This is a genomic window from Lysobacterales bacterium (assembly GCA_019634735.1).
In the GTDB taxonomy this organism is placed as follows: Bacteria; Pseudomonadota; Gammaproteobacteria; order Xanthomonadales; family UBA2363; genus Pseudofulvimonas.
In genome coordinates, this window is record JAHCAT010000006.1 from 88,860 (window position 1) to 100,840 (window position 11,981).

9 protein-coding genes and 1 other RNA gene are annotated in these 11,981 nt (G+C 71.6%); 5 read left to right on the forward strand and 5 right to left on the reverse strand.

Annotated features, from left to right (window positions below):
- Window positions 1-13 precede the first annotated feature (13 nt).
- Together rsmH and mraZ are read right to left on the reverse strand one after the other, a co-directional pair.
- Entirely contained in the window at window positions 14-952 is a 939-nt protein-coding gene (gene rsmH / locus KF823_07410; protein ID MBX3725731.1) for a 16S rRNA (cytosine(1402)-N(4))-methyltransferase RsmH, read from the reverse strand.
- 20 nt (window positions 953-972) lie between these two features.
- Complete coding sequence (mraZ, locus tag KF823_07415) at window positions 973-1,419, reverse strand: division/cell wall cluster transcriptional repressor MraZ (protein MBX3725732.1); 447 nt, start codon at window positions 1,417-1,419, stop codon at window positions 973-975.
- Between the two features lie 351 nt (window positions 1,420-1,770).
- Between mraZ and KF823_07420 the strand changes: the two genes are divergently transcribed.
- The gene (locus KF823_07420; GenBank protein ID MBX3725733.1) at window positions 1,771-3,408 is read left to right on the forward strand and encodes a hypothetical protein; all 1,638 of its coding nucleotides are present in this window, start codon (window positions 1,771-1,773) and stop codon (window positions 3,406-3,408) included.
- Between the two features lie 413 nt (window positions 3,409-3,821).
- Here KF823_07420 and rnpB read toward each other — a convergent pair.
- Window positions 3,822-4,175, reverse strand: an RNA gene (rnpB, locus tag KF823_07425) — RNase P RNA component class A.
- A gap of 276 nt (window positions 4,176-4,451) precedes the next feature.
- Between rnpB and KF823_07430 the strand changes: the two genes are divergently transcribed.
- Complete coding sequence (locus KF823_07430; GenBank protein MBX3725734.1) at window positions 4,452-6,098, forward strand: acetolactate synthase large subunit; 1,647 nt, start codon at window positions 4,452-4,454, stop codon at window positions 6,096-6,098.
- 22 nt (window positions 6,099-6,120) lie between these two features.
- Window positions 6,121-7,602, forward strand: a complete 1,482-nt coding sequence (locus KF823_07435; protein MBX3725735.1) for an aldehyde dehydrogenase family protein — start codon at window positions 6,121-6,123, stop codon at window positions 7,600-7,602.
- Between the two features lie 139 nt (window positions 7,603-7,741).
- On the opposite strand, the gene bla is transcribed toward KF823_07435, so the two are convergent.
- Together bla and rsmI are read right to left on the reverse strand one after the other, a co-directional pair.
- Window positions 7,742-8,680, reverse strand: coding sequence for a class A beta-lactamase (gene bla / locus KF823_07440; GenBank protein MBX3725736.1), 939 nt, complete (start codon window positions 8,678-8,680; stop codon window positions 7,742-7,744).
- A gap of 262 nt (window positions 8,681-8,942) precedes the next feature.
- Entirely contained in the window at window positions 8,943-9,791 is an 849-nt protein-coding gene (rsmI, locus tag KF823_07445; GenBank protein ID MBX3725737.1) for a 16S rRNA (cytidine(1402)-2'-O)-methyltransferase, read from the reverse strand.
- Window positions 9,792-9,819: 28 nt separating this feature from the next.
- Here rsmI and KF823_07450 point away from each other — a divergent pair, with 28 nt between their 5' ends.
- Both KF823_07450 and KF823_07455 read left to right on the forward strand, forming a co-directional pair.
- Window positions 9,820-11,568 carry a penicillin-binding protein activator gene (locus KF823_07450; protein ID MBX3725738.1) on the forward strand — a complete coding sequence of 583 codons (1,749 nt, stop codon included), beginning with the start codon at window positions 9,820-9,822 and terminating at the stop codon, window positions 11,566-11,568.
- Between the two features lie 16 nt (window positions 11,569-11,584).
- A complete protein-coding gene (locus tag KF823_07455; protein MBX3725739.1) occupies window positions 11,585-11,944 on the forward strand; it encodes a YraN family protein in 360 nt (119 codons plus the stop codon).
- Window positions 11,945-11,981: the final 37 nt, after the last annotated feature.

An 11,981-nucleotide genomic window follows, 5' to 3' on the forward strand; every position in this document is an offset into this window, starting at 1 on the left:
AACAGGCGGGCGCTCACGACGGCACCTCGGCGACCCGCAGCACGGCGCTGCGGGCGCGCGGATTCGCGGCGAGTTCGGCGTCGCCCGGCATCACACGGGCCACCGGGCGCAGCCGGGCCGGGGCGGCGGGGGCGGCCGGCAGCCGGCGGCTGCCCTCGCTGCGCCCGGCATGAGCGGCGATGAAGCGCTTGACCAGGCGGTCCTCCAGGGAGTGGAAGCTGATCACCGCCAGCCGTCCGCCGGGGCGCAGGCAGTCCAGCGCGGCGGCCAGGCCGCGCTCGACCTCGCCCAGCTCGTCATTGACGTGCATGCGCAGCGCCTGGAAGGAGCGCGTGGCGGGATGCTTGTGGCCATCGCGGGTGCCCGGCACCGAGGCGACCAGCTCGGCAAGCTGGCCGGTGCGCAGCAGCGGCGCCTGGCTCCGGGCCGCGACCACCGCGCGGGCGATCGCACGGGAACGCTTTTCCTCGCCCAGCCGCCACAGCACGTCGGCGATCGTTCGTTCGTCGGCCTGGGCGAGAAAGGCGCTGACCGGCTGGCCGGCCCCGGGATCCATGCGCATGTCGAGCGGACCATCGGCGGCGAAGCTGAAGCCACGGGCCGCCTGGTCGAGCTGCGGCGAAGACACGCCGAGGTCGAGCAGCACGCCGTCGAGTCCGGCGCGCGCCTCGTGCCATTCGCCGAGCGTCGAGAACGGCGCCTGTCGTATCGCCACCCGGGGATCGTCCGCGAAACGCGCCTTCGCCGCGGCGATGGCCTCGGGATCGCGATCCATCAGCAGCAGCCGGCCGCCCTCGCCCAGGGCTGCCAGGATCCGGGCCGCATGGCCACCGCGCCCGAAGGTGCCGTCCAGATAGCGGCCCTCCGGGCGGATGGCGAGCGCCGCCACCGCCTCGTAGAGCAGCACGGGCAGGTGGCTTGGATCGCGCAGCGCGGCCGGAACGGCACACATGGTCGGCTTGGCTTCCCGGGTCAGAAACGGAGGGACTGCATTTCGGCGGTGATGTCCTCGGCAGAGATGGTCGTGGCGATGCGCTTGAGGTGCGCCTCCTCGCTCCACAGCTCGAACTTGTCGCCCAGGCCCAGCAGCACCGCGCGCTTCTCGAGGCCGGCGGCGAGCCGCATGCTGGGCGGCACCAGGACGCGGTGCTGGCCGTCGGGCTCGACCGGGCAGGCCGATCCGACCAGCTTGCGCTTGAGTTCCCGGTGCGCCGGGTTGAAGCTGGACAGCGGCGCGACCAGGTCGCGCACCCGCTCCCACTCGGGCGCGGGAAACAGCCACAGGCAGAACGCGTCGAATGGGTTGTAGGCGAACACCAGGCGCCCGCCACACAGACCCGCCAGGGTGTCCCGGTAGGCCGTTGGAACGGCCATCCGACCCTTGTCGTCGATCGTGATGGTGGTCTCGCCCTGAATCATGTTCGCCACTTATCCCCACAGATCCCCACGAATCTCCACCGGACGCACGTTACGCCCGGCCCAGAGGCCTGTCAAGGAAAAATGCAAGCCGTGGCAATCACTTAGGTCACCGAGAGGCTACATGAGCTAGGCGCCCTAAGTGGTTGAAATAGCGAGCGCGACCGAAAACTGTCCAAGGACTTGTCCACAGCCCCCGGGGACACGCTCCGCAGCCGTCGCTCGCCGGTCCGGCACCTGACAGGCGCGGGATGCCCCCAGGACCACGCCGCCGGGCCATTCCGAGAGCAAGGTCCGGGTTGGCTGGTCGGACCTGGCCTACACTGGGCCGGTCCGTCGGAACCGGTGTGCGCCATGGCCAGCCGCCTGCTCGCTCTCGCCCTGCCCGCCTGCACGTTCAGTGCCGGACTGCTCGGCGCCGCCCTGGCCGGCGTGGGAGCGCCCTTCCCCGGGACCGACCCCGCCCTGTGCGACGGATCCGTCACCAGCGCCCCGGACGACCGCGTCCATCGGTCCGGTTTCGAGTGGCTGGATCTGGCGGCCGACAGCCATGCGATGGCGCGCTGGAATCCGCACCCTGTCCACGACACCTGCTCGCAGGCGTTCCACGACAGCTTCTTCGTGGTGGCGCCCGACGGCCGTCGCTATCCGACCTGGCATCCGCCCACCGCGACGGATCCCGCCACCGGCCAGCCCTGCACGTTCGGCCATGAACACGGTCGCGACCCGCGTCTTTCGCAACTCTGGAAGACCGGCCAGATCCAGCGCAGCTATTTCTGGGACGCCAACGGCAACGGCGAAATGGACGATTTCGAGGCGGCGCTTGCCGGCGTGCCGTTCGGCTGGGTCGCGGAGACCGCCGACGCGTGGTTCCAGTCGCAAGGCATCCCGGCAATGCGCCACGAGGACCATGTCGGCCACAAGATCGAGTGGGCGAACGGCGAACCCGACATCGCGACCCACGGCATGAGCAGCGCCGCCAACGGAGGGGTCTGGATCGGACGGCTCGGCAATGGCGTGATGGCGCAGGACACCGGCATGCGCTGTTTCTTCCTGGCCAAGACCCATCAGGGCGTGTCCACCGCCGACGCCTTCACCCACAACCTGCACGAGGTGCTCTACCTGGCCGACTGCAGACACCGCGACGACCTGGCCGACTGCATCGATCCGGACGACCTGCATTCGTGCCCCGATCGCCACCCGCAAAACCACGCGATGAGCGTTTCCGTACTGCAGCCATTCGGACGCAGCGGTGGTTTCACCCGCTTCATGCCGATGTGCAACGTGCCCCGGCGCAACGATCCCCAGGACTTCGTCGCGATGCCGCCCAGCCCCTGGTCCCCCTGGTATCCCGATGGCGAGGGCGATCGTGAGATCGTCGATCGCGCCTGCGTGGAGATCGGCTTCCTGGTGCCCCCGGGTCAGTGGTCGCAGATCATGTACGAGGCCTGGCCAGCGTCGCTCTCGCTGCGCCGGCCCGACGGTAGCGCCCTGGTGTCCGGCGTGAATCTGCTGTTCGACGTGATGGACGCGGTCCGCTACCACTACCCGGAGCCGCTCAAGCTGCAGCGCGGGTACCACCTCGTGCGGCCGGAGCTGGCCGGAAGCCACCTGGGCTACAGCCAGGACCTGTGCCACGACGACAGCCTGTCCGGCCAGGGTCGCCGCGCGCGCGGCGGAGCCTGCGACTGGTCGACGCAGTTCGGCACCGTCCATGTCGAATGGGACCATCCGACGGCCGGCTTCCGCGGCCTGGAACGGGGCGCCTATTTCCAGCCGGCCGACATCGACAACGCCGGCGGCCCGACCCGCTGGTTCACCGATCCGTTCGGACGCAACGCGGGCACGCTGCCGTTTCCGGGCGCGCTGCCACAGCACCTGTCGGCCCGGGCGCTGCGCTATTCGCAGCTGATCGGCGGCGCCTCGATCGATCCCCGGGTGGCCCAGCGCAGCCACGACGACGGCGGCGGCACCGTGCACGCGCCGAACTAGCGGGCAGCTGAAGCACAGGCTGCCGGCTGCGGCCATGGATGGCCGCTCGACGAAGCGGCCGCGCAGGCAGTTGCGTGGACCCGGGCGCCTCCGGAACTGCGCCGGACGGGCGACTTGAGGAACGACCGGGACGGTCGTTCCTCAAGTCGCCGGGGAAGTTCCACGGGACACGGGAAGGTTCGAGTGATCGGGCGTTTCCCGGCCCACGCAGGGATGCCAGGATCGCGCCGGGGTGCCGGGGTCTGAGCGGGGGGGCGGCGGATCGCGGCCGGCGCGAGGTCGTTTCGAGAACCCCGCACAGGCCGCGCCACAGCGCCAGGATCGGTGGCCCCGGCAGGCCGGGGCGTCGGCCATGCGGGCCAGCCGCACCCGGCGCGACGCACCGGCCGGGTCCGCACCGGGCGCGCTGGAAAGGTTGGAGCCGGCCTGTAAGCCGGGTTCTGTCGAGGACGGTCATTCCTCTGGGACGCACGTCACCGTGCGCCTCGTGCGGCCTACCCGGACCCGACGCGGGCAACGTCATGGGGTCCCTATTTGGCCTTGCTCCGGATGGGGTTTGCCGTGCCGGTCCGTTGCCGGACTCGCGGTGCGCTCTTACCGCACCGTTTCACCCTTGCCACGCGCGCCTTGCGGCGCCGTTCGGCGGTCTGCTCTCTGTTGCACTTTCCGTCGGCTCGCGCCGCCCAGGCGTTACCTGGCATCCTGCCCTGCGGAGCCCGGACTTTCCTCCACCGCCTTGCGGCGGCAGCGACCGTCCGGCCGACTCCAGGTCGCAGTGTACCGGATGCCGCCCCGCCGGGCGCCGGGAACGCGCGGCGAACGCCACGGATCATGCGCTTGCGCGGTTGTGCACAGGCGCCATCCCGCTCGCATGTTCCCGATCCCCGCTCGGGCCAGTCCTGGCACGCCCGCGATCCCGACCGGGTCGCGCCACGTCTTCGCCTCCCGATAACCTGTCGTCGCGCACACTGGCGCATGCCCTTGCGTCGACGACAAGGCGTCGCCGCGGGCGCCCGCCCCGCTCCCTCGGAGGACACGGCCGCATGACCAAGGCATCCGATCTGTTCGTCGCCGCACTCGAAGCCGAGGGCGTCACACACGTCTTCGGCATTCCCGGCGAGGAGAACCTCGACCTGCTCGAATCCCTGCGCAAGTCCTCCATCGAGCTGGTGCTGACCCGCCATGAGCAGGGTGCCGGCTTCATGGCGGCCACCCTCGGCCGGCTCACGGGCAAGGCAGGCGTGTGTCTCGCCACGCTGGGGCCGGGCGCGACCAACCTGGTCACCGCCGCGGCCTACGCGCAGCTGGGCGCGATGCCGATGATCATGATCACCGGCCAGAAACCCATCCGGAGCAGCAAGCAGGGGCATTTCCAGATCGTCGACGTGGTCGGGATGATGTCGCCGTTGACCAAGTACACCCGGCAGATCGTCGCCGCCGACAGCATACCCGCCCGGGTGCGCGAAGCGTTCCGCCGCGCCATGGAGGAACGCCCGGGCGCGACCCACCTGGAACTGCCCCAGGACATCGCCGGCGACGACAGCGAGGCGACCGTGATTCCCGCGTCGTATTCGCGTCGGCCCATCGCCGAGCGCAAGGCCGTCGCCGCCGCGGCGGATGCGATCCGCAGCGCGCGCCATCCGCTGGTCATGATCGGCGCCGGCGCCAATCGCAAGACCGTGGCCAACAGCCTGCGCAACCTGTTCGGCAAGCTGGGCATCCCGTTCTTCACCACGCAGATGGGCAAGGGCGTGATGGACGAGGAGGATCCCCTGTGGCTGGGCAATGCGGCGCTGTCCGATCATGATTTCGTGCACCGCGCCATCGACGCCGCCGACTGCATCATCAACATCGGCCACGACGTGATCGAGAAGCCGCCGTTCTTCATGCGCAAGGGCCGGCGCACGGTGATCCACGTCAACTACAGCAGCGCCGAGGTCGATGCGGTGTACTTCCCGCAGATCGAGGTGGTCGGCGACATCGCCGATGCCGTCTGGCAGCTGGCCGGGGCGCTCGAAGCGCAACCGCACTGGGATTTCGGGTTCTTCCGGCGGACCCGGGAGGCCCTGCTGCGGCAGATCGAGCGCTGCGGCCAGGACGACCGCTTCCCGATGACCGTGCCGCGGATGGTCGCCGAACTGCAGCAGATCCTCTCGCCACGCGACCGCCTGTGCCTGGACAACGGCCTGTACAAGCTGTGGTTCGCGCGCAACTACCGCTGCAGGCATCCGAACACGATGCTGCTGGACAACGCCCTGGCGACGATGGGCGCCGGGCTGCCATCGGCCATCGCCGCGCGCATCCACGACCGCGAACACAAGGTCGTCGCCATCTGCGGGGATGGCGGCTTCATGATGAACTCGCAGGAACTGGAGACCGCGGTGCGTCTGCGGCAGGACCTGGTGGTGCTGGTGCTGCGCGACGACGCCTTCGGGATGATCAAGTGGAAGCAGCAGCACGAGAACTACCCGGTCTACGGCATGGACACCGGCAACCCCGACTTCGTGCGATACGCCGAAAGCTACGGCGCGCACGGGCACCGGATCGGCTCGCTGGACGCCTTCGCGCCCCGCCTGCGCGAGATCCTGGACATGCCCGGCGTGCATGTCGTCGAAGTGCCGATCACCTATGTCGACGACGACCGGCTGCTCAACGAGGACATCCCCAGGCTGGCCGCCGCGGTCGAATGACCTGCACATGACGGAGACCTCCATGACCAAGCGCAAGCGCAGCAATACTTCCAGGGACGGCAAGCCGGGCGAGGCCAGGCTGCCCGCCAGCTATCCCTGGTACCTCGCCAACAGGCCGGTCGCGGCGAAGGCCGACCTCGACGTCCTCGACAAGTTCACCGGCGAGGTCGCCACGCGGGTGCCGCTGGTCGGTGCCGCCGAGGTACGCAAGGCAGTCGGCGCCGCCTACAGGGCGCGCGAGGCGATGGCGGCGTTCCCGCCCGACGCCCGAAGGGACGTTCTGGAACACTGCGTGCGCCGTTTCGTCGAGCGCCACGACGAACTCGCGCTGTCGCTCTGCATCGAAGCGGGAAAGCCGATCAAGGATGCGCGGGGCGAAGTCGACCGCCTGATCGACACCTTCCGGATCGCCGCCGGCGAAGCGACACGCCCGCCGGGCGAGGTGATCAACCTCGAACTGTCGCCGCGCACCCGCGGCTACCGCGGCATGGTCAAGCGCGTGCCGGTCGGCGTATGCAGCTTCATCACGCCGTTCAACTTCCCGCTCAACCTCGTTGCGCACAAGGTGGCGCCGGCGATCGCCGCGGGCTGCCCGTTCGTGCTCAAGCCGGCCATGAAGACGCCGGTGGGCGCGCTCATCATCGGCGAGGTGCTCGCCGAGACCGACCTGCCCAAGGGCGCGTTCTCGGTGCTCAACTGCTCGAACGAGGACGCGGCCATCCTGGTCGAGGACGAACGCATCGCGTTGCTCAGCTTCACCGGCAGCCTGCTCGGCTGGGATCTGAAGGCGCGTGCCGGTCGCAAGAAGGTCACCCTGGAACTGGGCGGCAACGCCGCCTGCATCGTCGATGCCGACCCGGGCGCCGATCTCGACCACGTGGTCGATCGCCTGGCGTTCGGTGCCTACTACCAGTCCGGCCAGAGCTGCATCAGCGTGCAGCGCATCCTGGTCCACGCCAGTCTCTACCCTGCCCTGCGCAAGCGGTTCAGGGACAAGGTCGCTGGTCTGCGCATGGGCGATCCGCGCGACGAGAGGACCTTCATCGGCCCGGTCATCGACGAGGACGCCGCCAGGCGCATCGAGTCCTGGGTCGCAGCCGCGGAGCGCAAGGGCGCCAGGCGTCTCGCGGGCGGCAAGCGCAAGGGCAACCTGCTGCCCGCCACCTTGCTGGAAAAGGTGCCGCGCGACAGCGATCTCTATCGCAAGGAAGTGTTCGGCCCGGTGGCGATGATGGAGCCCTTCGAGGACTTCGAGCAGGCCATCGAGCGCGTCAACGACAGCGATTTCGGACTGCAGGCGGGCGTGTTCACCGGCAGCCTGGCGCACACGATGCTCGCCTGGGACCGGCTGCGCGTGGGCGGCGTGGTGGTGGGCGACGTGCCCAGCTTCCGCGTGGACAACATGCCCTACGGCGGGGTCAAGCAGTCCGGGCTCGGCAGGGAGGGCGTGCGCCACGCCATCGAGGACATGAGCGAACCCCGCCTGCTGGTGGTCAGGACCTGAGCCGGGGCGGTACCGCCGCGAGGCGCGCGGCGGCTCGGCCCCGGCGTCCCGAAGCGAGCCGGCGGCATGGGCGCCCGCGCGGTCCGACAGGGCGGCGCAGGCGCGTTGCGACCGGCGTCGCAAGGCCAGGCGCCGGCGATCAGGTGCTCGCCAGCAGATGCTCCGCGACCAGGCGCGCGACCTTCGCATGCACGGCCTCGTCCTCGGGGCGGATGCGCGGATGGTGGCCGTCGGCCTCGTAGTAGCAGGCGATCACGAGCGGTGCCCGCTGCGGCGGCCAGGCGACGGCCACGTCGTTGTACTTGCTGGGAAGGCCGTCGACGATCGCGGTGCCGGTCTTGTCGCCGGCCCGCCAGTCCGGTGGCAGGCCGGCACGCAGTCGCTTCAGCCCGGTGCCGGTTTCCACCAGCCAGTCCTCGAGCTGCCGGCGCCCGCGCGGGGCGAGCAGGTCGCCGCCGAGCAGCCGGGCCGTCGTCCCGGCGATCGCGCGCGGGGTGGTGGTGTCGCGTTCCTCGCCGGGGCCGACCCGGTTCATCTCCGGTTCCCAGCGATCCAGCCGCGACACGGAATCTCCGAACACGTCCCGCCAGTAGGCGGTGACCGCCCGGGGTCCACCGAGTCGGCGGACCAGCAGGTTGGCGGCGACATTGTCGCTGGTGACCTGGGTGGCGCGCGCGAGCTCCAGTGCGCTCATGGCCTGGATGCCGGCGTCGAGGCGTGCCTGTATCACCGGCGCATGCGGCACCAGATCCCCGGCGGAGAAGCCGATCGGCGAATCGCCGTCCAGGCTGCCTTGCTGGTGCATGTGCAGGACCATGCCGGCGAGCAGGAGCTTGAAGGTCGAGCACAGGGCGAAGCGCTGGTCGGCGCGCCAGGCCAGGGCCTTGCCGCTGCCGGTATCCAGCGCGAACACGCCCAGGCGCCCGCCATGGGTCCTTTCCAGATCGCGCAGGCCGGCTTCGGTGTCGTGCCCGCCTGCCGCGTTGCGGTCGCGCGCGGCGCAGGCGACGAGCGCGGAGGCGCCGGCAGCGGTGAGAAGGTGCAGGGCCTGACGGCGGGTGATCGAGGGTGTACGCATGGGCATCGGGAACGGCTCGGGTCGAGGGCGGGCCACGATGGTAGATCGCCCACCTGGCGATCTTCGGGCACATTGCGGCCGGGTCCGGGCGGCGCCCCGGCCGTCGACTAGACGGCGTCCGCGCAGGGGCCCGAATGCGGCGCTGACCCCGGCACGCTTCCCGGGCCCGGCCGGAGGCGCGGCAGGAGTTGGAGTCGGCCAGGCACGCGAGAGCCGATCGGGAACGTCGCCTCGGTGCGCTGGCCGACAGGTTCGGAGCCGGTCAGCCTTCGCCGGCACCCTCGTAAAGCGCCCGCCGCGGCGCGCCGCTCAGTTCGGCGGCGATGCGGGCGGCGCGGCTGGGCGGCAGTTCGCGCGCGAGCGCCGCGTACAGGCGCCTGCCCTCGGCCAATGCGGCGGCGCCCTCCTCGGCATTGCCCGACACCACCAGGACGAACTCGCCCCGGCGCTGGTCGGCATCGGCGGCGAGCGCCGCGGCGATGGTCGCGAGATCCGGACCGATCAGGGTCTCGAAGCGCTTGGTCAGCTCGCGCGCCAGGGTCGCCGGACGGTTGCCGCCGAACACGGCGACCATGTCGGCCACGCTGTCGACGATCCGGTGCGACGACTCGTAGAGGATGAGCGTGCGCGGCTCGGCGGCCAGGGCCGCCAGCCGGGACCGGCGGGCCGCGGCGCGGGCCGGCAGGAAACCCTCGAACACGAAGCGGTCGCTGGCCAGGCCGGCCACGCTCAGCGCCGCGATGGCGGCGCACGCACCTGGCAGCGGATGCACGGGCAGGCCGGCGGCGCGCACCGCCGCGACCAGCCGGAAGCCCGGATCGCTGACCAGGGGGGTGCCGGCATCGGAGATCAGCGCGATGCGCTGGCCGGCGCGCAGACGCTCCACCAGGCGCTCGCACTGGGCGGCCTCGTTGTGCTCGTGCAGGGACTGCATCGGCGTTCCGATGCCGTACCGGTCGAGCAGGACGCGGCTGCCGCGGGTGTCCTCGGCGGCGATCAGGTCGGCCTGACGCAGCGTATCGAGCGCCCGCGCCGAGATGTCCTCGAGGTTGCCGATCGGCGTGGCCACCACGAACAGGGCGCCCGGGGCGTCGCGACGCTCGGCTATCATGCCCGGGTCAGGAAGAGATGGCCCGCCCATGAAGTTCCACCCCGCGCTCGCCGCCCGCTGCGGCCTGCTCATTCTCGCCGTTTTCCTCGGCGCCTGCGCCGGCGTCGGCACCGGCAGCCGTGCCGCCGACCGTGCCGAGGCCGCGTTCGCCGCCGGCGACTTCGCGCAGGCGGCCCGCGAATACCTCGAGGCCGCCAGCCGCAGTCGCGGCGCCGAAGCCGACGCGTTCAACCTGCGCGCCACGGAGAGCTACCGGCAACTCGCCGACTACGCCGCGGTCCGCCAGGTCAGCAACGGCATCCTGCACGGCAACCTGCGCCCCGGCGAACAGTTGCGCCTGGACCTTCTGCTGGCCGAGTTGGCGGTGGTCGAGGGCGAGCACGAGCGAGCCCTCGACCTGCTGACCGTCCCTGCCGACCGGGTGCCCGATCGCCTGCGCCCACGATTCCACGACCTGCGCGCGCGCTCGCTGGTCGAGCTGGGTCAGCCGCTGGCCGCCGCGCGCGAACGGGGCGAGCAGATGCGCTTCGCCGATGCCGAGGACCAGGAGGCCCTGCAGGCCCAGGTACGACGCCTGCTCGACAGCGTCGAAGTGCGCGAGCTGTACCGGGAACGCGTGGCGATGGCGGCCGACGACCCGCTGCGCGGCGCCGCCGACGCCTCGTTGCGCGCGCGCGGCGTGACGCCGCCCCGGATGCTCGCTGGCGGCCGCGATCCGATGGCGCCGCGTGAGCCGCCGCCCACCGACGCCGATGGCCGCGCGCTCTACGGCAAGGTCGCCCTGCTGGTGCCGCTGACCGGCCAGATCGCGGCCGCCGGACAGGCGGTCCGCGACGGCTTCATGAGCGCCTACTTCGCGGGGGCCGCGCCCCGACCGGAAGTCGAAGTGATCGATTCGGGCAGCACGCCGGAAACCGCCGTGGCCGCCTATCGCCGGGCACTGGAAGGCGGCGCCGAGCGCGTGGTCGGCCCGCTGTCGCGCGAGGCGGTCAGCGCGCTGTTCCGTGAGCCGATGCTGCCGGTCCCGCTGCTCGCGCTCAACCACGCCGATGGCGCGGTCCCGCCCGAGGGCAGCGTGCAGTTCGGCCTGCTGCCCGACGAGGAGGCGCTCGCCGCCGCCGACCGCATGCTGAGACTGGGCCTGGTGCGCGCGGTGGTGGTGCGCACCGACGAGGACTGGAGCAGCCGCGCCGCGCTCGCCTTCCGCAGCCAGTACGAGGCGGCCGGCGGCGAGGTCCTGCGCGAGGTGCCGATCAACGCCCGCGACTTCGACCTTGGAAGGCCGGCCGCAGCAGTGGCCGATGCCGGCGCCGATGCCGTGTTCCTGGCGATCGGCGCCCAGCCCGCGCGACTGCTGGTTCCGCAGCTTCGCGCCAACGGCGTCGGCGGCACCTGGCTCGCCATGTCGCGCGTCTATGGCGGCTCGCCGATGCCGGCGCTGGACCGCGACCTGGATGGCCTGGAGTTCTCAGATGCCCCCTGGGTGGTGGGCACCGCCAGCGGCGTGCCCAGCCGCGTCGAACTGGCACCGGCACTGCGCGGCTTGCAGGGGCCGGCGCTGCGGCTGTTCGCCTTCGGCATGGACGCCTACCGCCTGCTCGGCTACGTCGACTGGCTGTCCGGGCGCCCCTATTCCTTCGTCAACGGCGCGACCGGCGAGCTGAGCGTCGACGAATCGCGCCAGGTGCGCCGGCAGCTTGCCTGGGCCCGGTTCCGGGGCGGCGTGCCGGAACCGGTCGAGGGCGCGCTCAGCTTCGGCGACCCGCTGCAGCCGTGACCCGCACGACGCCCGGGTGAACCGCGCAGGCGAGCCGTTCGAAGCGCTGGCCTGCGACCACCTGCAGGCCGCCGGCCTACGGCTGCTCGCGCGCAACTTCGCCACCCGGCACGGCGAGATCGACCTGGTGATGCGCGACGGCGACACCCTGGTGTTCGTCGAGGTCCGCTATCGCGCCGGATCCGGGCACGGCGGCGGCGCCGACAGCATCACCGCCGCCAAGCGCGGCCGCCTGTCGACCGCCGCCGCGCAGTTCCTGCAGGCCAACCCACGCCTGGCCACCCTGCCCTGCCGCTTCGACGTGGTCGCCCTGGGCGGTCCGCGCGAGGCACCGCGACTGGACTGGCGACGCGCCGCCTTCGAGGCCGGCCTGTGAGCGCGCCACCGGACCTGCTCGCGCGCCTGCGCGCGGT